The organism is Stenotrophomonas sp. STEN029, assembly GCF_056760015.1.
Genome location: NZ_JBRREC010000034.1, coordinates 14,429 through 36,682, shown reverse-complemented (window position 1 = coordinate 36,682; position 22,254 = coordinate 14,429). Strand labels below are relative to the sequence as shown.

Genomic DNA, 22,254 nt, shown 5'->3' with positions numbered 1-22,254 from the left:
AGTTTAGCGTGCTCTTACGGTTGGCTTGTGATGGGGGGCACTTGGAGCGGAAAAGCTGCTTCCGTTTGGATCGTTAGGCGAGGCGGCCCTCACCCCCTGCCCCCGCTCCGCGCCCCAGCCCTTGCGTTGACGCAAGGGCGTTCGTTGGGCAGCGAACCTGCGGTTCGCAAGCTGCCCCCCCTCACCCCGCAAGCGGGAGAGGGGAGGAAGCCTGGCTCCGGATAATCTACGAGACAGCCTTGCTCCGGATGAATCTGGGTAGCCTTGGCTCTCGCTCGCTATTACCAGGTACGACGCAGCGGGTGGGCTTCGGTGTTGAAGACGATGCCGTCGAAGTCCAGGGTCTTGGCCGGGGCGAACAGCAGGTAGTAGTACTTGAACGTCTCGGCGAACAGGAAGCTCTCCATCGAGTCGTCCTTCTCCTTGCTGCGGACATCCTTCAGCGCGGCGAAGCCATGATCGGTGCGGGTGTAGCGCACGAAGTCATCGAAGAACTCCTTGCCCATGCCGCGGTAGCGTGCATCACCGGTGTAGTGGTGCAGGTAGTACGCGGACTCGACGATCTCCGGGCGCAGGGCGTAGCCCGGCGAGCGCACTTCCATTTTGGCGTAGTCCAGCGACTCCGGCTCGATGTCGTGCAGGCGCCACATCTTCAGGTTGGATTCCTGCAGGCGCTTGGCGCGGTCCAGGTCGCCGCCCAGGGCCAGCAGGCCCGGCATGAAGGCGTCCAGTGCGCCATAGGTGGTGGAGGTGCGGGCGCCGGTATCCATGTCGGCGTGGCCATACCACAGCTCGCCTTCGCGCGATTCATCGGCCAGGTACTGGTTGATCGGGCCGATGCTCTCGTCCCACATCTTCTTGCAGTCTTCGTCGCCGAACAGCTTCCAGCACTTGAGCAGGTACTCGTAGTACGAGTCGATGCCACCGGCGATCGAGGCATCCTTGTTGGTCCACTCGCCGGTTTCGACGTTGATGTTCAGGCCAACCAGACCGATCTTGGAGCGACGCTTGTGGGTTTCCACCAGCGCACGCTTGGCCTTGTCGTAGTACGCCTGCTTGCCGGTGAGCTTGGCCAGGGTGCCGAACTCCAGCAGCAGCGTGCCGGTTTCGGCCGGGTTGCTGATCTTGCCGCTGGTCTTGCCGGTATGCAGGTTGACGTGGGTGTACGGCAGGCCGGTCGGGCTGTCGAACACCGGCGACAGACGCGTGCCCAGGTCATCGGCGAGCTTGAGCAGGCGCTCGTCGTTGGTCATCTGGTAGGCCGACAGCAGGCCACCGAGCAGACGGATGGTGACCTCGAAGTTCTGCACGTCGATGTCCTGGTCGAAGGACAGCTGGGTGACGATCAGCTCACGTGCTTCGTTAGCTTCCTTGTCCAGGCCGAGCAGCAGCAGCGTGTCCAGGGCGTCGACCGGCGACATCAGCAGCGGCTTGGGGTACCAGTCGCGCGGCTGGCCGCTGAGCGGCTTGAGGTCGTCGTGGCCCTTGGCGTACTGCATGTAACCCTGCCAGGCGTGGCGGGTGGCCTCACGGACCTGCTCGGCCATGCGTGCGGCTTCGGCGTCATCGACGGCCGGCAGCGCCGCATCGGCCGGTGCAGCGGCAGTGGACGGGGCAGCCGGGGTGGTGGCGGGAGCGGCAGCCTGCTGGCTGCAGGCGGAAAGCGCCAGCATCAGCGCGGCGACCAGGGGGGCGGTACGCAGGGAACGGGTCATCAGTGGATCCTCTCGACGGAAGCGTTGTCTTGCGATGCAACGGGACGGGACTGCAGGGTGTCGCCCAGCGTCTGCAGGTGCAGGGCTGTGCGCAGGGTGGAAAGCGGTGCGGTGCTGCGCACGAGCAGCGTGCGGGTCTGCCCGGGCAGCAGATCGAAGGCGTTGTCCTCGATGCTGGCATCGGCGTTGTTGAAGCCGATCCAGATACCACGGACCAGCTTGTCGGCGCGCAGCTGCAGCAGGTAATGATCGCCTTCGGCGCGCAACTCACTGTGCAGCTGTGCCGGCTGCAAGGCTTGCTGCTTGGCGGCGACGAAGTAGACCAGTCGCTGTGCCACTACTGCGTCGCCGCGCAGCAGTTCGAATACGGCGACGCTGCGGCTGGGGTCTGCGCCCTGCAACAACTCGGCGTCGCTGAAGCGTGCAGCCTCGGTGGCTGACAGTGCGGGCAGGCTGATCGGCCGGCGCTGCTGCTGCAACTCCCGCCCATCGAAATCCAGCACGCGCACACGCCACTGCGCCTGCAGTGCTGCACTGCCATCGTTGAGCAGACTGAAACGGGTGCTTCCTTCATCGCGCAGCGCGGCCACCGCCACATCGGCGAAGAAGCGACGGGCATGGAAGTTCAGTGCCTTCCAGTTGCCGTAGTAGTCCACGCTGGACCAGGATGCACCCGGCCAGACATCGTTGAGCTGCCAGTACAGCGAACCCATCGTGTACGGCCGCGAGGCGCGATGGTGCAACGCGGCCAGTTCAATGCCCTCGGCCTGCATCATCTGGCTCAGGTAGACGAAATCAGGAAACGAGCGCGGCGTGCCGAATTCCATCTCGATGTAGTGCAGCAGGCGCTCATTGCCTTTGCCGGCCAGGAACTTCTGGTGCGCCTCGATCACCGGCCCATCCACCTGCTGTTCTTCCGGCGTGGCGAAGGCGTTGATGGTCGACAGCTGCGGCCAGGCCTGCAGGCCATACTCGGACATGAAGCGCGGGGTTTCCTTCAGGTAGGCCGTCGGCGGCAACGCCGGGTTGCCCCAGACTTCCCAGTAGTGCTTGTCACCGCGACGCGAGTCATTGGCCTTGGTGTCCAGGTCATTGCTCGGCGAACTGGCCCAGTACGGCACGCCCAGGCCTTCCTCGGCGACGACGCTGCGCAGGTCCTTGCCGAACAGGTCCACATAGCCCTGCCAGACTTTCGCGGCAAACACCGGATCGGCCTCTTTCAAGGTCTTGCCGTGGCCCCAATCCTTCCACGCGGTTTCCTCTTCGTTGTTCCCACACCAAAGCACGATGCTGGGGTGGTGCCGCAAACGACGGATGTTGTCGCGCGCTTCGGCGACCACATTGGCGCGGAACGCCGGGTCATAGCCCGGCTGCATGCCGCCGCCGAACATGAAGTCCTGCCACACCAGCAAACCGAGCTCATCGGCGATGTCGAAGAACGCATCGTCTTCGTAGTAGCCGCCGCCCCAGTTGCGCAGCATGTTCATGTTGGCATCGCGCGCGGCCTGCAGGTCGCGGCGCAGGCGCTCGCGCGTCACCCGTGCCGGGAAGGCATCAAACGGAATGACATTCGCCCCCTTGGCGAATACAGGCACGCCATTGATGACGAAGCCAAAGCCCTGCCCACCGTCCTTGTCCTCTTCGCGCTGCAGCTGCACGGTGCGCAGGCCGATGCGGATGCTGGATGTCAGCGCGTCCTGCTTGCCCTCACCTAAACGCGCCTGCACGGTATAGCGATCCTGCGCGCCGTAGCCCACCGGCCACCAGCGTCGCGGCTTGTCGATCTGCAGTGGCAGCGACAGGTTGTTCTCGCCCGGCGCCAATGCGACATCGCGCTTGATCTCTGCAACCGTCTTTCCGTCCGGGTCACGCACGTCGATGACGACCTGCTGGGTGCCGGCCTTGTCCGCCTGCTCCACCTGCAGCTGTACGCTCAAATTGGCTTTGTCCGCATCCAATGCATCGGTGCGCACTGCCAGATCGGTGATGCGCTGCTGATCCCAACTGTCCAGGTGCACCTGCCGCCATACACCGGCAGTGACGTAACGCGGCCCCCAGTCCCAACCGAAGTGGTAGGCGGGCTTGCGTACGAAGTTGCCGACCATCGCATCCTTGGGCTCATCCCCGTAGGGCGATGGATAGTTGCCGGCAATCTTGTGCGGCATCGCCTGCACCTGCGGCAGCAGCGTGCGGATCGGCGAACGGAACACGATCTGCAATTCATTGCCCTGCGCACGCAGGCGACCATCGACCCGCGCACGCCAGGTGCGGTGCGCGTTGTCTGCCTTCAGCAGCGGCTCGCCGTTGAGGCGGACTTCAGCGAAGGTGTCCAGGCCATCGAAGCGCAGCTCCGCATGCGGCCGCGCCAGGCTTGCGGCATCCACGTCGAAGCGGGCGCGGTATTCCCAATCAGCGAGTCCGATCCACTGCAGGCCCGCTTCGGCCGCGCCGACATAAGGATCGCCGATCAAGCCGGCAGCGAGTAGATCGGTGTGCACGCTGCCCGGCACGGTTGCTTGTTTCCACGCATCCATGCCCGGATGCGTCTGCAGTTGTGCATCGCCCGGTAGCAGGCGGAAGCTCCATTGCGCCTGCAATGATGCAGCCACTGCTGCAGTTGACGCCAGCCACAGCGCGCACAGCAACAGGCCGCGGCACACGCGTTGAGCATGAATTTGTATCGATCCAAATTTCAGGTGCACGTGCTGCATGCTGCTTCCTCCCTGCTACTGGTTGCGCTTTCTTACGGACCGCGAAACCGTCTTCAACAAAACATGAAACTACGCTTGCTCTGAGATTCACTACTGAAGCGGAGAGCCAGAGCGATCCCCGCCTTCGCGGGTATGACGACTGGATTATTGCGAACGCTGCTCGAGCGAAGCGGAGAGCCAGAGCGATCCCCGCCTTCGCGGGGATGACAACTAGATCACTGCGAGCGCTGTTGGTCAGCCCTCGCGCACCACATTCAACACTTCGTGGCAGGCACCCATGGTGTGGTAATCGGTCTTGCCGGCCGGGCTCTTTTCGTCGTCGTACTTGCCGTTGTCGGCGTCGAGGATGCGGAACCAGGCGCCGTAGCGATGATCAACGAAGTACTGCCACGAGTACGCCCACAGCCGGTCGTACCACTCCCAGTAGCCGGCATCGCCGGTGCGCTTGGCCAGCAGCGCGGCGGCCGCCAACGACTCGGCCTGCACCCAGAAATACTTGTCGTCGTCGCAGACGAAACTGTCACCACCAATCGCCGCGCCATCCATGTTGGGCTGACGACGCGATTCCGGCGCGAAGCCGTAATACAGGCCACCGCGCGCTTCATCCCACGCGCGCGTCATCGAGGCATCGAACAGGTGCCGTGCGGTCGGTACCAACCAATCGGCATCGACGTGGCGGTCGAGAATCATCAGCAGCTTGGCCCATTCGGTCTGGTGACCGGGCTGGAACCCCCACGGACGGAACAGGTGCTTGGGATTGTCTAGGTTGTAGTTCCAATCGATGTTCCAATCGATGTCGTAGTGCTCCCAGACCAGGCCGCCGGCCTTGGCCGCCTGCCGGCGGGTCATGTTGTCGGCCAGCTGCAGGGCGCGCTGCAGGTAGCGCTGTTCGCCACTGGCCTCGAACGCAGCCAGCATTGCTTCGCACATATGCATGTTGGCGTTCTGGCCGCGATAACCGGTGAAGTTCCAGTTGGCGTCGGCTTCGTCGCGGTACAGGCCGTGCTGCGACTCCCAGAAGTGGCGTTCCAGCAGCTGCCAGGTCTCGTCCATCCACTCGCGGCCCTGCTCGATGCCGGCCTTCAGCGCACAGCTGTAGGCCAGCAATACGAAGGCGACGCCATAGCAGTGGTTCATGTCGTCCTCGACCTTGCCATCGCGCAGGGTCCAGGCGTAACCGCCAGTAGCTGGATTGCGGTGCACATCACGCAGGTAGCGCACACCGTGCTTCACCGCATCCAGATACTCCGCATTGCCGTACTCGCGGTAAGCCATCGCGTAGTTGAAGACGAAGCGGGTGCTGCTGACCAGATGGCGATGGCTGCGATCGTAGATGCTGCCGTCGTCCCGGTAGTAGTGGAAGAAACCGCCATCCGCATCGATGCAATGCGGATGGTAGAAGGCCATCGTGTCGGCGATATGCGCGCGCAGGAAGGCCGGGGAACGGAAATCGGGCGTAGTGGTCATGCGATGGCTTCCTGTTGCTGCAGCAGCTGCTGTACTTCACTCAAGGCGGGCATTGCCGCGAACGCACCCTTGCGGGTTACCGCCAGGGCACCTACCGCAGCTGCGAAGCGCAGCGTGCCATTGATTGCATTCGGGGTCTGGCAGAACGCGGCAAAACCGGCGCCTGCGCCACCACGCTCAACCAGCCCGACCAGCACGCCACCGACAAAGGCGTCGCCGGCAGCGGTGGTATCCACCGCCTGCACACGGAAGCTCGGCACCTCGCCCTCCCCATGCCGGGTATACCAGCGCAGCGTGCCTGCACCGTCGGTGACGATCACCCAGCGTGCCTGCGCAGCCAACAGGCGGCGCAGTACCTGCGCATCACCGTCGGCGCCCAGTGGCGCGGCCAGGTAATCGAGCTCTTCGCGCGAGAGCTTGATCAGGTCAGCGCGTTCCAAGGCCTGCCACAGGCGCGGCGAGGGATCGACACCCGCTGGCCACAGCGCCGGGCGCAGGTTCAGATCCAGGCTGACCACCGCGCCCGCGGCGCGCGCACGCTCCATGCCGGCGAAGGTCGCCGCGGCGATGTCCGCTTCGGTCAGGCTGTTGGAGCAGACGTGGAAGCAGGCCGTGCCGTCGAAGCAGGCGGACACATAGTGCTCGGCGCGGAACAGCAGATCCGCCGCCGGCGGCCGGTAGAAGCTGAAGCTGCGCTCGCCATGCGCGTCCAGCGCGACGAAGGCCAGCGCGGTCTTGGCTACGTCGGTACGCACGATGCAGTCGGTCTCGACCCCAGCCTGTTGCAGGCTCTCCAGCAGGAAGTCACCGAACATGTCGCGGCCCAGCATGCCGGCGAAATGGCTGCTGGCACCCAACCGCGCGGCTGCCACTGCGACGTTGGCGGGGGCACCGCCGGCGTACTGCAGGAACGCGCGCGGGGTGTCCGCCGAGGCCGGCGGCTGCGCTAATAGATCGATCAAAATCTCGCCGAAACAAACAATCTTGCCCATCTGGCCTTAGTCCTGTTGGGTAACGCCGGTGCTGGTGCGCGAACCGACCAGCCCGTAGAAAATGATGTAGCCGTAGCACAGCAACGGCAGTACGAATGAATGGTGGACGCCGATGCGGTCGGCCAGCATGCCCTGCAGGAACGGCACCACCGCGCCGCCGACGATGGCCATGATCAGCAGGCTGGACGCCTTGTTGGTCAACGGCCCCAGGCGTTCGATGCCGAGCGCGAAGATGGTCGGGAACATGATCGAGTTGAACAGGCCAATCGCCACGATCGAGTACAGGGCTACCTGGCCTTCGCTGGCCATGGTCAGTGCCAGCAAACCCACATTGATCAACGCGAACAGCGCCAGGAGCTTGCGCGGCGAGAAGCGCACCAGCAGCAGCGAACCGGCAAAGCGGCCGATCATCGCCATTGTCCAGTACAGCGACACGTAGTGCGTGGCCTGCTGCTCACTGAAGCCGCCTATGTTGGGCTGCGACAGGTAGTTGACCAGGAAGCTGCCGATCGAGACCTCGGCACCCACATAGAAGAAGATGCCCAGCACGCCGAACAGCAGGTGCTTGTGGCGAAGCGCATCGCCATAGCTGTGGCGTGCGCTGTCGGCCTGTTCGCTGTTCTCGCTCAGCGACGGCAGCCGGAACAGGAACACGAACAGCGCCAGCAGGAACAGGGCTACTGCCAGGCCGAGATACGGCCCCTGCACCGACTGCGCTTCCTGCGCGCGGTAGGCCAACTGGTCTGCCAGCGGCAGCGCGGTCAGCTCGTCGGCGCTCTTGACCGTATTGCCCAGGATCAACATGCCGCCAAAGATCGGCGCGATCGCGGTGCCCAGCGAGTTCAAGGCCTGTGCCAGCGTCAGGCGGCTGGAACTGGTGCGCTCCGGGCCAAGCAGCGCCACATAGGGATTGGCCGCTACCTGCAGCACGGTGATGCCGGTTGCCAGCACGAACAGGGCCGCCAGGAAGGCGCCATAGATGCGCAGCTCCGCCGCCGGCCAGAAGCCAAGCGCACCGATGCCGGCAATCACCAGACCGGCGACGATGCCCTGCTTGTAACCCAGCCGCGCCACCAGCCGACCAGCTGGCAAGGACATCAGGAAGTACGCACCGAAGAAGGTGAACTGCACCAGCATCGCCTGGGTGTAGTTCAGTTCGAATACCGACTTCAGGTGCGGAATCAGGATGTCGTTGAGGCAGGTCAGGAAGCCCCACATGAAGAAGATGGTCGTCGCCACCGCCATGGCCACACGCGTATTGACCACGGGCGCCGACTGGCTTGATGTAGATGACGGCGATGTTGGTATGTGCATGTGGGCTGCCTGGATACGGTAATCGGGAGATGGGGTTGAGGAGTCAGCTTGGTCTTGCTGCACTGCTTTCGCGGATCCTCAGCTGCACCGTTGCGACGGTACGCATCGGTGCGGCATCGGGGTTGTCCAGGCGCTGCAGCAACAAGGCTGCAGCCTGCCGGCCACGTTCGCGTGGATCTGCGGTCAACGTGGTCAACGGCGGCACCGCGACCGCAGCCTCGGAGATATCGTCGAATCCGGTAACGGCGAAATCACCACCCGGGCGGATGCCACGCGAGGTCAGGCCCAGCATCAGGCCCAATGCAACCGTGTCGTTGTAGCAGACCGCCGCGCTGGGTCGCTGTGCGCATTCGAACAATTCACCGGTACGTGCAGCCGCTTCCAGACGATTGGGCGCGGACTCGATCAACCAGTCCGCATGCAGAGGCAAGCCGGCCTCGCTCAAGGCCTGCTGGTAGCCGAGGCGACGCTGCGCGCAGGAACTGGATGCGCCATGCCCGCCAAAGAAGGCGATGTCACGATGACCGCGTTCGATCAGGTGACGGGTTGCCATGTACGCGCCGTGCTGGTTGTCGAGGGTGAGGAAATCCCAGTCAGCGCCGGCCAGTTCACGGTTGAACAACAGCACGTTGGCATGCGCGCCCAGTACATGGCGCAGCTCTTCGGCATCGCTGCCTTCGGCCGGCGACAGGATGAAGCCGGTCGGCGTGTGTTCCATCAAGGTGCTCAACACCGCCTGCTGACGCTGCGGCGATTCGCCGGTGCTGCCAAGCAGGGTCACGAAGCCCTTGCCACCCAGCGCTTCGTCCACGCCCGAGGCGAATTCGGCGAAGAACGGGTTGGACAGATCGTTGATCACCAACGCGATCGACGACGAGGTACGACGACGCAGGTTGGCAGCGGTGCGGTTGTACACATAACGCTGCTTGCGCAGCTCCGCCTCGACCTTGGCGCGGGTGTCGACATTGACCAGGGGGCTGCCGCGCAGCACCAGCGACACAGTCGCCCGCGACACGCCCACCGCCTGCGCGATGTCGGTGACGGTGACCGCGCGTTGGCCGGCCTTGCGTGCGCCCTTGGCGCCGGTAGAAGTGTCTTTCATCATTTCCGCTGCGGTTCCGGGATGCGCCAAGCCTAAAGGATCACGGCCAGCGCTTGCGCTGCCCGTTCCCTTCTTTCCGGCCTTGGCGCTGCCCGAGCTCACAGCTGGGCGCTGCCCGGGGTGGCGCAGTACGACACCGGCAGGTCCGCCTGTGCGGTGCCCCAACCCTGCTCCGGTGCCTGCGCACCGAGGGTGAAGCGCACATCGCCGCCTTGCTGCAGGCGCTGCCAATCCAGCCACACCGCCGGCTGCGGCTTGCCATCAACCTGCACGCTCTGGATGTACTGCAGGCTACGCGGATCGGCGCCCGGCGCCTGCAGGCGCAGCGTGCGGCCGTTGCCCAGGGTGATCTCGGCCTTGCTGTAGCGCGGCGCATGCAGCAGGAACTGGCCACTGCCCGGCACTGCCGGATACAGGCCCAGCGCACTGAACAGGTACCAGGCCGACATCGTGCCCAGGTCGTCATTGCCGGTAACGCCGTTCGGCGCATTGGTGAACAGCTGCTGCGCCGCGCGAACCACTGTGGCGGTCTTCCACGGCTGGCCGATCAGCGTATACATCCACGGCGAATGCAGGTCAGGCTCGTTGTTCGGGTTGTAGCGGTATTGGTTGTAGTAGCTGTACGGACCAACCACCCATTCCTTGCGTGCAGCGGTCAGCGGTGACTGCAGCAGCGCGTCATAGGCGAAGAACGCGTCCAGACGCTTGCCGGCCTGTTCGCGGCCATGCATCGCCTGCAGCATCCCGGGCACGTCCTGCTGGACCAGCCACTGGTACTGCCAGCCGGTGCCTTCATGGAAGCCGTGTTGCGATCGCGGGCTGTAATGACCATCGGCCGGCGTATACCACTTGCCGTTCTCGTCGCGCGGACGCGGGAAACCAGTGAAGCCGGTTTCGGCATCACGCACATCCGCATCCCACACCTTGTGCCAATTGCCACCGCGAGTGCGCAGCGTCGCTGCATCTTCGGCGTGGCCCAAGCCATCGGCCATCTGCGCCAGCGCGCAATCGGCCAATGCGTACTCCAGCGTTGCCGAGCCGCCGTGGTGCGGATCAACGTCCATGCCCTTGGAGGGGAAGGCACGGTCATAGGCCACATAACCATTGGCGAGATAGCTGGCATTGCCGGAACGACCGGCCATGCGCGAATTGATCGGCGGCATCTCGAAGGCATTGCGGCGCAACGCGCCCCAGGCTTCCGCCTCGCGGCCCTTGAGCGCACCGAAGCGCCACAGGTCGACCATGAACGGCGTCACCGGGTCGCCGGTCATTACATTGGTTTCGAAGTTGGCATAGCCCCAACGCGGCAACCAACCGCCCTGTTCGTTGATGGCCAGCAGGCTGCGGCCGATATCACGCGCGACTTCCGGACGGGTCAGGGCCAACCACTGGTTCTGCGTGCGGTAGGTATCCCACAGCGAGAAATACTCGTAGTAGGTCCAGCCATCGGCACGGTGGATGACGTCGTCGTAGCCACGATAGCGACCATCGGCATCGCTGCCGGTCATCGGCTGCAGCAGCGCGTGGTACAGCGCGGTGTACAGCACGGTACGGTCATCGGCATTCGCACCTTCAACCTTGACGCTGCCCAGCTGTTCGCGCCACTGCGCCTGCGACAGCGCACGCATGCGATCGAAGCCCAGCAGCTTGCCGCCCTGCATGCCATCGCTGCGCAGATTGTTGCGCGCGCCTTCGGCATCCACATGCGAGATCGCACTGGTGGCGGTGACGCTGCGGCCACCGGCCAGGTCAAAGCTCAGCCACGCACCATTGGGCTTGGCCTCGCCTTCCATGCTGTGGCGCGCGCCGGGCAGGCCGCCTTCCTCGCCCCAGGTGCCGTGCGCCTTGAACGGGCGGTCAAACTCGATGCGGAACCAGGTGGTGTACTGGTGGCCGCCGCAGAAGCTCTTGGTGACCAGCTTGCCTTCCACCGCACGGTCGCCAACCACGTCGATGACGCTGCCGATCACCGAATGGCGCTCATTGGCCTGGGCAACATTGACCAGCACCTGGCCTTCACTGACGCCTGCGCTGAAGGTGTAGCGCTCGGCGGCAGCGCGGGTCAACGCGGTGGTTTCCACGTCGATGCCACGGTAATCGGTCAACCGGACCTTGTAGTAGCCGGCCTGACCGACTTCGCCATCGTGGCTATAGGCCGAGGCGTAGTTCTTGTGGTCGAAGCGCTTGGGGTCCTTGGTGTCGAAGTCACCACCTGGACCGATGCTGCCGGTCACCGGCAATACCGAGACCTGGCCGCCCTGCTCCCAGCAACCGGCGCCGGAGATGAAGGAATGACCGAAGCCGCGGATCTTTTCGTCGTCATAGCGCCAGCCGGAGTAATGGCTGCCGATCGGGCTGACCTGGATCAGGCCGAACGGTGCCGACGCGCCCGGGAAGGTATTGCCGTCATCCTTGCTGCCGATGAAGGTATTGACCTCGCGCTCCAGCGCGGCCGACGGCGCGGCCTGCAGCAACGGCGCGAAACTCAGCGCCAGCAGGCAGGCAGCCGTTGCCAGCGGGCGGCGGCGGGTAGTGGCGGCGGAAGGCGATCGGCTCATGCATTGGATCCTTGGGTCGGTCGGTACGGCGGCGATGTAGCTACGGCAGAAGTTGGCCCGGACAAGCCGGGCCGCTGATGTCCAGCCCATCCGGGAACGGGATGGGGGAGAGATGCCAGGCATCAGCAAAACGGGTAGGCCCCTGCAGCTGCCCCGACGGCCGTCACGACGGCGACTGGCGTGGCAAAAGCAACAAACTTTGGGCCGTGGAACACGCTGCTCGGCAGTGTTTTCAGTGGCTTGCAGCAAGCTGGACCCCGCCCTGCGCGGCCCCACCTGCATCCCCGGAAGCACGTTGCCGAAAATTTAGATCGATCCAAGTAAAGCATGAGCATTTCGCCCAACGCATTCTGCGGCGCAACATCAGAACGAAAACCCGCCCCTGTAGTGCCGAGCCATACTCGGCAGGGGCCTTACCGGTAAAGCCCCAACAGCCACCCCCTCCCCAACCCTCCCCAACCCTCCCCTTGGCCTGCGGCCAAAGGGAGGGAGCAAGGCCATATTGCGAAGCAGCATGCGTCAAACCTTTGGCTGTGCTAAAAAATGCGCGCCAATCGTTTAGATCGATCCAAATCGACACCCCCACGATCCCGGCAACGGAACCCTGCTCGAGCGCCAAACCAATCATTGAGCGAACGCAACAAGGCCCCGGTTTCACCCGTTTTTAGATCGATACAAGTCCAAATCAACGTGACAGTTAGCGATTCAATCCAGGAGAGGGAGAGAAATGAAACAGATCACACGCAAGCACGGCCGCGACACATTGTCCGCCGCCATTGCCTTCGCCTTGTTCGCCGTCGCAGCCGTTCCCGGCGCAGCGCTCGCGCAACAGGCCAGCACCAGCCCCGACGCCACCACGCTCGATAGCGTCAACGTCACCGGCTACCGCTACGCCATCGAAAAAAGCCTTGAACAGAAGCGCGACGCCAATGCCGTGGTCGAAGTGATCACGGCGGAAGACGTCGGCAAGTTCCCCGACAAGAACGTGGCCGACGCGCTGCAGCGCGTGCCGGGTGTGATCATTACCCGCGACGGCGGCGAAGGTAAAAACGTCAGCGTGCGCGGTCTGGCATCAGGCCTCACCCTGACCCAGTTGAATGGCAACTACGTCGCCAGCTCGGAAACCAACAACGAAGCATCACGCTCGTTCAACTACACCTTGCTGCCGTCCAACATGTTGTCGGCCGCAGAACTGTACAAAACTCCGGAAGCACGCCTGGAAGAAGGTGGCATCGGCGGTACGGTGATCCTGCGCACGCGTCGCCCGCTGGACATGGAAGCCAACTCCGGCTTCGCCAGCATCGAAGGCACCTCGTCGGACACCACCAGCGGCATCGACCCGCAGGCGTCGGCAATGTACTCCTGGCACAGCGAGGACGAACGCTTCGGCCTGCTGATCGGCGCCACCCAGCAGAACCGTCGCAGCCGCACCATGACCGCCAGCACGGAAGATTGGCAGTGGTATAGCGACCGCCTCGACGCCAACGGCAATATCAGCCACGACTACGTCTGGAACGAACCGGGTACCACCCGCGACCCGGCCGTCGACGTGCACGGCAATCGCCTGCCTGGGGCTTCGCAGTTCTGGGGTCGTTCCGGTATTTACAATCAGAATGGCGGCCACTACTCCGGCTTCTTCATGCCAACCTCGGTCAACTTCGCAGTCAAGGACGAGAAGCGCGAGCGCACCGGCAACCAGTTTACTTTCCAGTTCAAGCCGGTCGACAACGTCACCATGACCGCGAACTACTTCCGCTTCGAGCTGGAAGGCAATTACACCCAGAATATGCTGAAGATTCCGGAATGGAACCTGGCACGTGTCGCTGGCGATGGCAACTGGGAACCGGGCCGCCTGCTCAACGACTTCACATTCGACCCCAGCGGCACCATCGTCACCGGTGCCGAGTACGAAAAGCTCGCCGGCAAGACCTATATCTGCAGCGAAGACGAAGCCAAGGCCGCCGGCCTGCCCGGCGGCGGTTGGGGCCCGGATGACTGCACCATTCCGACCCCGCAATTGACCGGCACCTACAGCCGCGAGAAGGCGCTGTCGCAGACTGCCGACCTGAGCGTGGACTGGGACATCAGCCCGCTATGGAAGGCGTCATTCGCCGGTGGCCGCACCTGGTCCGAAGGCGGCCCTTCGATGAGCTTCCGCATGTCAGCCAAGCCCCGCCGCAAGGTGGATGGTGTGTGGCAGAGCGGCAACCAGTACAGCGCGTGGGACATCACCGGTACGCCGTCGGCAACGTTCTCGCCGGATCTGCAGCAGCAGCTGATGAACGGCATCGCCGAGGTCGACACCGGTTCCACCGACTCGTCATGGACCCAGACCAGCATCAAGCAGAATCACTTCCAGGCGGACTTCAACAAGCTGTTCGAAGCTGGCTGGCTGGATTCCATCCAGTTCGGCACCAAGTACAGCGACAGCAAGGTGCACCGCAATACCGGCAATACCTATTGGGTGTGCCAAGGTGCGGACCCGAGCGACTACAGCAAGCGCTACCAGGCTGGCTGTGATTCCACCGCCGGCATCGCACAACCCGGCTTCTTCCTGTCGCAGCCGATCGGCAATATCGCCGGCGGCTTCAACGCGAACGTATTCCCGGGCATCAACTATCCCGCCTACATCGACTATCTCAACAAGACCTACGGTCCGGCGCAGAACCGTCGTGAGGACGACTTCGTCTACAACGTGGGCGAGAAGGTCTACTCCGGCTATTTCCAAGCCAATTTCCGTACCGAACGTGTTCGCGGCAACGTCGGCGTCCGTGTAGCCCGCACCAAGCAGCACGCCGAATCCAGTGACTCGGTTGAGCGTTTTGTCGACTACTGGGCTGACAACAGCGCCGGCACGCCGATGGCCTGCAGCGACCCGGGTGCCGGGGCGTATCTCAACTCGGGCCTGGGCTACCAGTGCGAAAACGACCTGATCCGTGTGCCGGATGCTTTGGCCCGCGAGAAGTCCTATGAGCTGGCCTCGCTGGACAAGACCTATACCGACATCCTGCCCAGCTTCAACATCGCCTGGGATATCACCGACAACCTGGTGCTGCGCGGTGCCGCATCCAAGGTCATCGCCCGCCCGAGCTACACCAGCATCGCCTATCCGGGCGGCCTGAGCTATTACAGCGAGGAGTACAGCAACGACCGACTGGTCACCGGCGGCACCACCAATCCGGGCTGGTACGGCTCAGGTAGCAACAAGAACCTGGAACCGTTTGAAGCGATCCAATACGACCTGAGCCTGGAGTGGTACTTCCAGCCGGGCGCAGTGGCCGGTGTCGGCCTGTTCCGCAAGGACGTCAAGAACTTCACCGTACCGGTGGTGCGGGACCTGCAGATGAACGTCGCCGGGCAGACGGTAACTGTGCAGAACTACTCTACCGAAGCCAACGGTCAGGACGGCGTATCACAGGGCGTGGAAGTGTACGGCCAGTACACCTTCGACTTCGGCCTGGGCTTCCAGGCCAACTACACCTATAACGACACCAACTTGGCTTCAGTTGAAATCGACGGTGAGAAGATCGGTGCCTCGCCGTTGGTAGGCAGTGCAAAGAACCAGGGCAACTTCACTGTGTTCTACGAGAACCGCTATTTCCTGGCGCGTGCCTCGTACAACCGTCGCGGCGAAGTAGTTGGTGGCCTGAACAACGGCTTCACCATCTACACCGAACCGTATGATCAGCTGGATCTCAACGCAGCATTCAACATCCGCGAGGACCTGACCCTGAGTGCTTCGGTACTCAACGCCACCAAGTCCGAGCAACGTGTGCACCTGGGCAGCGACACCAAGGCCCGCCTGCTGTCCAACAGCTATGCAGGTCGCCAGCTGTACATGGGCCTGACCTGGAAGTTCTAAGGCTGGTTTAGCCGTGTAGTCTGCACGGAGATAGTGAAGAAGCCGCGCTGGTTACAGCGCGGCTTCTTTAATTCGACGGAGACTGCTTTCCTTCTTCCGCCTGCGGGGGAAGGTGCCCGAAGAGCCCGCCCCCGCGAAGGCGGGGGGCGGATGGGGGCGTTTTTGTTTTTGTTTTTGTTTTTGTTTTTGTTTTCGCTTTTGCTGCTTCAGCTCTTTCCAGCGCATTTTCTATCAAAGAAACCGCAAGGCAAAAGGCAAAGGCCCCCTCACCCCAGCCCCGCTCCGCGCCCCCGCCCTTGCGCTGGCGCAAGGGCGTTCGATGGGCAGCGAACCAATGGCTCGCAAGCTGCCCCTCTCACCCCGCAAGCGGGAGAGGGGCTAGCATTCCGCATTCCGCAAAATTCTACGTCAACGCCGTCATAACTCCTTTCCGATACGCCGGCCGCTGCTGCAAGCGCGCATACCACGCTGCCAGATGCGGCAGCTCCGGCCGTTGGATAGGCATCTCAAACCAGGCGTAGATAAAGGAACCCAGCGGAATATCGCCCATCGCAAACCGCTCACCGGACAACCAAGGCTGCTTTTCCAACACCGCATCGACCAGCGTCAACAGTTCCCCACAACGCAACAACGCTGCGGCAATACGCGCCTCATCACGATCCGCGGGTGCAGTCCGCACAACACCCCAGAACAGGTCACGGAACGCCACCGCGAAACTCGAGGTAGTCCAATCCATCCACTGTTCGCTGCGCGCCCGCTCAACCGGGTCGGACGGATACAACACGTCCAATGCATAACGTGCCGACAGATAGCGCACGATGGCGTTGGACTCCCAGACCGGCAGACCTTGGTCCTCGATCACCGGCACCAGGCCGTTCGGATTCATCGCGCGGTACTCGGCCGTCTGCGTGCCACCAAACGCGCCGCCCACTTCGATGGACTCATACGGCAGACCGATCTCCTCGGCACACCACAGCACCTTGCGCACATTGCTGGAATTGCGCCGGCCCCATATCTTCAACATTCCGCCACTCCTTTCAACTCAGTTTTCATCGCGCGCTCCCTTGCGTGGCAGCGCGCGTACCGCCGATGACTTGCCGGCACGCTTGACCTCGAACAGGCCGGTGGCATCGATCAACTCGCTCAACTTGCGATAGCCATAATTGCGGGAATCGAACGACGCGCGGTTGGCGATCTGGTTGCCGACGGCGCTGAGCAGGGCCCAGCCCTGCTCATCAGCCACTGCATCCACCGCGCCACGCAATAGATTGAGCAGCCGCGTGTCACCACGCAGTTCATTGGTGCTGCGCGGCTTGATCGGCGCTGCCGGTGGCTCCGCGACTTCCGTTGCAGTCGCCGCGGTCGGCGCGCTGCTGGCGGCCACCTGTTCGACGACTTCGGGTGCATCGTTGCCCAGCGCTTCCAGATAGGTGAACTTCGAGCAGGCGTTGACGAAGGCCAACGGCGTCTTCTGTTCGCCGAAGCCATATACCTTCACACCGTCGGTGAGGATGCGCATCACCAGCGGGGTGAAGTCTGCATCGCTGGAGACAATCGCAAAGCCATCCAGGTTGCGCGCGTACAGCAGGTCCATCGCGTCCACCACCATCGCCATGTCCGAGGCATTCTTGCCCTTGGAATAAGCGAACTGCTGGATCGGCCGGATCGCGAACTCATGCAGCACGCTTTCCCAACCCTTCAAGCGTGGGTTCTTCCAGTCGCCGTAGGCACGGCGCACATTGGCCACGCCGAAGGCGGCCACTTCCACAAGAATCTCGTCGATCTTCGATGACGGTGCGTTGTCGGCGTCGATCAACAACGCGATACGCTTTTCAGGCTCAGACACGGGCTGACTCCATGGCGGCAAGCTGACCGCCAGTATCGGTCATCGCTGTTTCAAAGCACATCAATGCGATGATATGCGCTGACAACCCGCCCCCACGGCCGGTGCACCGGCCACACCGGAGTACGTCATGCCGCAACACCCGCACCTTGTCGTCATCGGCGGAGGTTTCGCCGGGCTCTGGGCCAGCCGAGCACTGGCCGATGCACCTTTGCGCATCACCCTGGTCGATCGCCGCAACCACCATCTGTTCCAGCCCCTGCTGTACCAGGTCGCCACCGCCGGCCTGTCCTCGCCGGATATCGCCGCGCCGCTGCGGCACATCCTCGGCAGGCAGCGCAACATCGAGGTGCGGCTGGGTGAAGTGGTCTCCATCGACAAACATGCCAAGCAGGTGCAACTCGGCGATGGCAGCCAGATCGGCTACGACATGCTGCTGGTCGCCAGCGGCGCCACCCACGCCTATTTCGGCCACGACGAATGGGCGGCCGATGCGCCCGGCCTGAAGACGCTGGACGACGCGTTGTACCTGCGCCGCAAGCTGCTGCTGGCCTTCGAGCGCGCCGAGGCCGAGCCCGACCCGGCCAAACGTGCGGCATGGCTGAGCTTCGCCATCGTCGGCGGCGGTCCCACCGGCGTGGAACTGGCCGGCACCCTGGCCGAAATCGCGCGCCACACGCTGAAGAACGAGTTCCGCCATATCAATCCGGCCGACGCCAAGGTACGCCTGGTTGAAGCCGGACCGCGGGTGCTGTCCTCGTTCCCGGAAGTGCTGTCACTGAAGGCGCGCCGCCAGCTGGAGAAGCTGGGCGTGGAAGTTCTCACCGGCACCGCCGTCAGCCATATCGACGGACAGGGCTTCCAACTGGGCGACACCCATGTCCCCGCACGCACCGTGGTGTGGGCGGCCGGTGTGGCCGCCTCACCGCTGGCACGCACGCTGGAGGTGCCGCTGGACCGCGCCGGCCGAGTACAGGTGGAACCGGACCTTACGGTTCCCGGCCACCCTGAGATCTTCGCCGGTGGCGATCTGGTCGCGCTGATGCAGGCCAACGGGCGGCCGGTGCCGGGTGTGGCGCCAGCCGCCAAGCAGATGGGCAAGTACGTGGCGCAGGTGATCCGCGCGCGTCTTGATGGCAAGCCAGCGCCGCCGCCATTCCGCTACAACGATCAGGGCAACCTGGCCACCATCGGTCGCATGGCCGCCATCGTGCATGTCGGCAAGCTGCAGCTGTCCGGTTTGCTGGCCTGGTGGTTCTGGCTGGCCGCGCATGTGTTCTTCCTGATCGGCTTCCGCAACCGCTTGGTGGTGCTGCTGAACTGGGCGGTAGCGTATTGGAGCTACCAGCGCAGCGCGCGCATCATCCTCGGCGATGCCGACGAGGACGATGGCAAGGAACCTGCGGGCTGATCGCAGCCGCGCCAGCGGCAATCAGCTGTTGCCGTTGGCGAACTGCTCGAATACTTCGCGCCCGGTTAGTTTCGGCGTCTCGTTGGCCAATTCGTAGTACGACGGCTTTTCGTCGATGAAGATCTGGCTGGCCAGTTCAAACGATTGCTCCTGGAACAAACCGGCCGGCACGAAGTATTCGCCGTCCGGCACCAAGCGGTAATACAGGTGCGTGCCGCACTGTGAGCAGAAGCCGCGCTCGGCCCAGTCGGACGAACGATAGGTCTTCAACGCGCTGCCGATGACCTGCACCTGGTCATCGCAATGCACCGCGAACAGCGGCCCACCGGACCAGCGTCGGCACATGCTGCAATGGCATAGGCCGATTTCGGAATGCTCATTGGCGATCACTTCGACCGCACCGCACAGGCAGTTCCCTTTCATCACCAGCTCCGTCTGCAAGAGGAATGCCGAATCTACACGGGAAAGCTCACTGGTAGTGGGGGGGGGGGGGGGGGGGGGGGGGGGGGGGCGGGGGGGCCCCCCCCCCCCCCCCCCCCCCCCCCCCCCCCCACTACAGGGGGTTAGTTCGTGCACAAGGCCTCTTGCCGAGCATGGCTCGGCACTACAAAAACGAAGGCCCGGGTTTCCCCGGGCCTTCGTGTTACTGCTGCTGCCTTGCTCAGGCGGCGAACAGTGCCTTCATCTTCTTCAGCGCGTTGGCTTCGATCTGGCGGATGCGCTCTGCCGACACGCCGTACTCATCTGCCAGTTCCTGCAGCGTCACCTTGCTGTCGGCTTCCAGCCAACGGCGGGCGATGATGTCGCGCGAACGCTGGTCGAGCTTGGCCAGGCCTTCGCGCAGCAGGCTCAGCTGGTTGTCTTCGCTGTCCTCGCGCTCATAGGCCTGCGACGGATCTTCATCGCGCGCGACCAGATACGCAGCCGGCGACGGCGGCGCATGATCGTCGTCTTCATCCGACGGCGCATCGAAGCCGATGTCGCGACCGGACAGGCGCGATTCCATCTCCATCACTTCACGCTCGGAGACGTTCAGATCCTTGGCGACGGCGCTGACCTCGGCGGCGTTCATCCAGCCCAGGCGGGTCTTGGACTTGCGCAGGTTGAAGAACAGCTTGCGCTGCGCCTTGGTCGTGGCGACCTTGACGATGCGCCAGTTCTTGAGGATGAACTCGTGCATCTCGGCACGGATCCAGTGCACCGCGAAGGACACCAGACGCACGCCCATGTCCGGGTCGAAGCGCTTGACCGCCTTCATCAGGCCGATGTTGCCTTCCTGGATCAGGTCGCCCAGCTGCAGGCCGTAGCCGTTGTAACCGCGGGCCACGTGCACCACGAAGCGCAGGTGCGAATGCACCAGCTCACGCGCGGCGTTCAGATCCTGCTCGTCGCGGAAGCGACGCGACAGTTCCTGCTCCTCATCGACCGACAGCACCGGGATCTGGTGCACGGCACCGATGTAGGCGTCCAGCGAACCGAGCGCACTGGGGATCGGGAGATTGTTTGCCACAAGGGCAGTAGAGGTGTTCAGGTTCATAGGACCTCATCTTAGCAGTCGAACTATTGGACTGCTCAGTACAGAAAAAGTTCCAGCGTTCTGTTTTTGTTCGCAAACTCGAGGTCAAACCTGAATAGGCGACAGCAACGACGGCATTCCCAACCCCGCCAAGGTAGCAAAGCCAAGGTCACCGCGATATGACAGGAATCAAGGCAGTTCAGCGATCAGACGGCGCCAGATCGGCCAAGGCCGGCAGCCGCCAGTCGATCCGGGCCTGGCCGTTGCGGGCCAGGTAGTCATTGGCCTGCGAGAAATGGCGGCAACCGAGGAAGCCCCGGTGGGCCGACAACGGCGAGGGATGCGGTGCCTTGAACACGCGGTGGCGCCGGGTATCGATGACCTTGCCCTTCTGCTGGGCGTAAGCGCCCCACAGCAGGAATACCAGGCCTTCGCGCTCGCGGTTGAGCACATCGACCACGTGGTCGGTGAAACCCTCCCAGCCGCGGCCCTGATGCGCACCGGCCTTGCCCTCTTCCACGGTCAGCACCGCATTGAGCAGCAGCACGCCCTGCTGCGCCCACGGCTGCAGGCAGCCGTGGTCCGGGCGCGGGATGGCCAGGTCGGCCTCGATCTCTTTATAGATGTTGAGCAAGGACGGCGGCACCGGCACGCCCGGCTTCACCGAGAAGCTCAGGCCATGCGCCTGGCCATAACCGTGGTACGGGTCCTGGCCCAGCACCACTACCTTGACCTGCTCGAACGGGGTGGCGTTGAAGGCGGCAAAGATCTCCGGGCCGGGCGGGAACACATGCGCCCCGGCTGCCTTGCGCTTGCGCAGGAAGGCCGACAGCTCACGCATTTCCGGGCGCAGCAGCCAATCGCCGATGCGCGCCTTCCAACTCGACTCAAGCTGGATCTGTGCGCCGTCTTCGCTCACAGCACCACCGCCGGCTGTGCCATGCGTGCCAACCGCAGCTGGAACAACACCTTGGTCACCAGCAGGCGCTCTTCGATGGGTTTCTGCACCAGGTCATTGGCGCCGGACTGCAGCAGCGCCGACTGGTTGTGCGGATTGCTGTCACCGGTCATCACCAGCACCGGCAAGCGTCGCTTGCCATAGGCGAAGTCGACGCGGATGCGTTCGACCACATCACGGCCGCTGAGCTCGCCCTTGAGGGTGACGTCGGTGAGCACCAGGTCCACCTGCCGCGTGGTGCGGCCCAGCGACTCGGCGGTGAGCAGCGAGAATGCATCCTCGGCGGTAAGCACGTGCACGACATGCAAGTCGTGGCGTTCGAGCATGCGCTTGGTGGCTTCGGCCACCACGCGGCTGTCTTCGACATACAGCACGGTCGCATTGGCCACCGGCTCCGGCTGCACATAGCCACGGATGAAGGTCGCCAAGGCTTCATGGCCCAGCGCCTTGTCGAAATAGTCGGTGACGTATTCGGTGAAGCGGCGCTGTTCCAGATGCTGCTGGGCGTCGCCGGAAACCACGATCACCGGCACATAGGCCTGCCCGGCGGTTTCGCGCACGCCCCGCGCCAGCGCCAGGCCATCGCCATCAGGCAGGGCCAGCGACGTGGTGACCAGATGCACCGGGCCAGCGGCCAGCGCTTCGCGCGCCTCGGCGATGCTGGCGCAGCCCACCACCTCGACATCAGGCAGTTCGCGCTTGAGCACGTCGCTGATCAGGCGCCGTACCAGTTTGGATCCATCGACCACCATTACCCGCGGCGCGTCGCTGATCAGGTGCTTGAGCTCGTGCGTGGACATGCGGG

General features: G+C 63.7%; 16 protein-coding genes. 2 read left to right on the top strand and 14 right to left on the bottom strand.

What is annotated here, in order from left to right:
• Window positions 1-281: 281 nt before the first annotated feature.
• From ACVOLI_RS09635 to ACVOLI_RS09605, 7 genes are all read right to left on the bottom strand, one after another.
• On the bottom strand, window positions 282-1,715 hold the full coding sequence (locus tag ACVOLI_RS09635) for a glycoside hydrolase family 47 protein (RefSeq protein ID WP_481534426.1): 1,434 nt from the start codon (window positions 1,713-1,715) through the stop codon (window positions 282-284).
• Window positions 1,715-4,426: a beta-mannosidase gene (locus tag ACVOLI_RS09630; RefSeq protein ID WP_481534425.1), complete on the bottom strand. Its 2,712-nt coding sequence runs from the start codon at window positions 4,424-4,426 to the stop codon at window positions 1,715-1,717. Before ACVOLI_RS09630 ends, ACVOLI_RS09635 begins: the two co-directional genes overlap by 1 nt.
• 234 nt (window positions 4,427-4,660) lie before the next feature.
• A complete protein-coding gene (locus ACVOLI_RS09625) occupies window positions 4,661-5,893 on the bottom strand; it encodes an AGE family epimerase/isomerase (RefSeq protein ID WP_481534424.1) in 1,233 nt (410 codons plus the stop codon).
• Window positions 5,890-6,885 carry a carbohydrate kinase family protein gene (locus tag ACVOLI_RS09620; protein WP_481534423.1) on the bottom strand — a complete coding sequence of 332 codons (996 nt, stop codon included), beginning with the start codon at window positions 6,883-6,885 and terminating at the stop codon, window positions 5,890-5,892. Before ACVOLI_RS09620 ends, ACVOLI_RS09625 begins: the two co-directional genes overlap by 4 nt.
• Window positions 6,886-6,891: 6 nt before the next feature.
• A complete protein-coding gene (gene fucP / locus ACVOLI_RS09615; protein ID WP_481534422.1) occupies window positions 6,892-8,199 on the bottom strand; it encodes an L-fucose:H+ symporter permease in 1,308 nt (435 codons plus the stop codon).
• A 43-nt stretch (window positions 8,200-8,242) separates the two neighbouring features.
• Window positions 8,243-9,301: a LacI family DNA-binding transcriptional regulator gene (locus ACVOLI_RS09610; protein ID WP_481534421.1), complete on the bottom strand. Its 1,059-nt coding sequence runs from the start codon at window positions 9,299-9,301 to the stop codon at window positions 8,243-8,245.
• Window positions 9,302-9,399: 98 nt separating this feature from the next.
• The gene (locus ACVOLI_RS09605; protein ID WP_481534420.1) at window positions 9,400-11,859 is read right to left on the bottom strand and encodes a GH92 family glycosyl hydrolase; all 2,460 of its coding nucleotides are present in this window, start codon (window positions 11,857-11,859) and stop codon (window positions 9,400-9,402) included.
• 727 nt (window positions 11,860-12,586) lie between these two features.
• On the opposite strand from ACVOLI_RS09605, the gene ACVOLI_RS09600 reads away from it, so the two are divergent.
• Complete coding sequence (locus ACVOLI_RS09600; protein WP_481534419.1) at window positions 12,587-15,721, top strand: TonB-dependent receptor; 3,135 nt, start codon at window positions 12,587-12,589, stop codon at window positions 15,719-15,721.
• 51 nt (window positions 15,722-15,772) lie between these two features.
• Here the strand turns inward: ACVOLI_RS09600 and ACVOLI_RS09595 are convergent, their stop codons facing one another.
• The 3 genes from ACVOLI_RS09595 to ACVOLI_RS09585 form a co-directional block, all read right to left on the bottom strand.
• Window positions 15,773-15,946: a hypothetical protein gene (locus ACVOLI_RS09595; RefSeq protein ID WP_481534418.1), complete on the bottom strand. Its 174-nt coding sequence runs from the start codon at window positions 15,944-15,946 to the stop codon at window positions 15,773-15,775.
• 178 nt (window positions 15,947-16,124) lie between these two features.
• Window positions 16,125-16,745: a glutathione S-transferase family protein gene (locus ACVOLI_RS09590; RefSeq protein WP_481534417.1), complete on the bottom strand. Its 621-nt coding sequence runs from the start codon at window positions 16,743-16,745 to the stop codon at window positions 16,125-16,127.
• 18 nt (window positions 16,746-16,763) lie between these two features.
• Window positions 16,764-17,567 (bottom strand): NYN domain-containing protein, encoded by an 804-nt coding sequence (locus ACVOLI_RS09585; protein WP_481510853.1) that lies wholly within the window; start codon window positions 17,565-17,567, stop codon window positions 16,764-16,766.
• 127 nt (window positions 17,568-17,694) lie between these two features.
• On the opposite strand from ACVOLI_RS09585, the gene ACVOLI_RS09580 reads away from it, so the two are divergent.
• Window positions 17,695-18,975, top strand: a complete 1,281-nt coding sequence (locus ACVOLI_RS09580; protein WP_481534416.1) for an NAD(P)/FAD-dependent oxidoreductase — start codon at window positions 17,695-17,697, stop codon at window positions 18,973-18,975.
• Window positions 18,976-18,996: 21 nt separating this feature from the next.
• Here the strand turns inward: ACVOLI_RS09580 and ACVOLI_RS09575 are convergent, their stop codons facing one another.
• The 4 genes from ACVOLI_RS09575 to ACVOLI_RS09560 form a co-directional block, all read right to left on the bottom strand.
• Window positions 18,997-19,398 (bottom strand): GFA family protein, encoded by a 402-nt coding sequence (locus tag ACVOLI_RS09575; protein ID WP_313173626.1) that lies wholly within the window; start codon window positions 19,396-19,398, stop codon window positions 18,997-18,999.
• A gap of 238 nt (window positions 19,399-19,636) precedes the next feature.
• Window positions 19,637-20,512, bottom strand: coding sequence for an RNA polymerase sigma factor RpoH (rpoH, locus tag ACVOLI_RS09570; RefSeq protein ID WP_282272958.1), 876 nt, complete (start codon window positions 20,510-20,512; stop codon window positions 19,637-19,639).
• Between the two features lie 178 nt (window positions 20,513-20,690).
• A complete protein-coding gene (ung, locus tag ACVOLI_RS09565; RefSeq protein WP_481534415.1) occupies window positions 20,691-21,410 on the bottom strand; it encodes a uracil-DNA glycosylase in 720 nt (239 codons plus the stop codon).
• Window positions 21,407-22,249, bottom strand: coding sequence for a response regulator (locus ACVOLI_RS09560; protein WP_282272954.1), 843 nt, complete (start codon window positions 22,247-22,249; stop codon window positions 21,407-21,409). The genes ung and ACVOLI_RS09560 overlap by 4 nt, the downstream gene beginning before the upstream one ends.
• Between the last annotated feature and the right edge of the window lie 5 nt (window positions 22,250-22,254).